Source organism: Microcoleus asticus IPMA8, from assembly GCF_013179805.1.
In the GTDB taxonomy this organism is placed as follows: domain Bacteria; phylum Cyanobacteriota; class Cyanobacteriia; order Cyanobacteriales; family Microcoleaceae; genus Microcoleus; species Microcoleus asticus.
Genome location: NZ_SRRZ01000296.1, coordinates 1 through 1,439, shown reverse-complemented (window position 1 = coordinate 1,439; position 1,439 = coordinate 1). Strand labels below are relative to the sequence as shown.

At 37.8% G+C, this 1,439-nt stretch carries 1 protein-coding gene; it reads left to right on the top strand.

Annotated elements, in window-relative coordinates; translation table 11 throughout:
- Nucleotides 1–870 precede the first annotated feature (870 nt).
- Nucleotides 871–1,065, top strand: a complete 195-nt coding sequence (locus E5S67_RS34985) for a transposase (protein WP_172193483.1) — start codon at nucleotides 871–873, stop codon at nucleotides 1,063–1,065.
- The last annotated feature ends 374 nt before the right edge of the window (nucleotides 1,066–1,439 follow it).

Below are 1,439 nucleotides of genomic sequence, written 5' to 3'. Positions count from 1 at the left end.
TTAAGATTGTCAAATTTTTATTTGAGTTTTTCACTAACGAACATAAATTTGATTTCCCTAAAATACGTCAATATACTTACACAAAGAAAATCATTTAGGATTGCTCTAGATATAGAAAATCATTTAGGATTGCTATATATATGATAGAGTGTATTTAGTAAATAACGCAAAAAAATTAAACCTTATTCGAGCAAGACGAGTAACAAAATAGTTAAAAGTTATGAACAAGGTGCTACCTCAATTAGGAAAGTAGCTGCCAGATTTGATGTAAGTAAAAGGTGTGCTAAAAAAATCTTAAAACAAAAACAAATGACTGGTCATATTCAACCAAAACAACAGGATAGAAGCCTCAAAAGTGTGTTAAACTCGCGCACAAATGAATCGATCCAGATGGCAGAAAAATATCCGGATAGCACGCTGTCAGAACCCAAGTGAATATTGGCGTTTGAAATACAAGGAAGCTGTCAATCCTAGCATGATGTGTCGTGAACTACAAAAACAAAATTTGACGCGAAAAAAAAGACCGTACGCAGTAGTCAGCCTGCCACTTAAAGATTGCAAATTTTGAGGTATTGCTTCTTGGGACAAAATGAAAAATATCGACCCCGATAACCTCGGTTTTATCGACCCCGATAACCTCGGTTTTTTGGATAAAATGGGTGTTTTATTGGGGTTAACAAGAACCCGTGTACGTTCAAAATGTGGTAGTAGAGTCTACGATTTAAAACCATTTTATCGCGGTGTTCTCATCCACCGTAGTCGGAGCAATCAGCTTAAAACAAGTAGTAGGATTAATGACAATAAATGGGTCGATGGATGGTCAGGCTTTTGAAGTATTTATTCAACACTTTTTAGTACCAAACTTATGGGATGGTGCAGTCGAAGTTAATTGATAATCTCCCAACCCACAAGCTGGCGGTGATGGAACCATTGATTCAAGCGGCTGGTGCCACTGTCCTGAATTTATCACCCTATTCTCCGGATTTTAATCCGATAGAATTATGGTGGTCGCAACTGAAAGCTTTTTTACGTCAGTTCTCACCAACCACTACGATTCCGGGTTGACGTTTTACTTGGCGTAGGCGGTTGATTCGGTCAATATCAAGCACTTCAAAAACTGGTTTACAAGCTGCTGCTACTGTACTTCATCTGGGGGGGTGACAACCAGCCTGAAACCCAGATGTGGTGAGGATTGAGCCAATGTGTGCTAAAAAAAGATAGGCAGCATAATTGTTACACGCTTGCCTATCCAAAAAATAATGATACCAACATTTTACCAGACTCATTTAAAAAAACAACTGACATCAGCTCAGTTTCTTGTAATGACAACTTTGCTATCTGTGATGCAATGGCTCTCCTGACTTTATGGTGTATAATGTAACAAACAATACATTTGTTCTCATGGACTTTTATTTGGACTATATATTAGACTTGCCTGG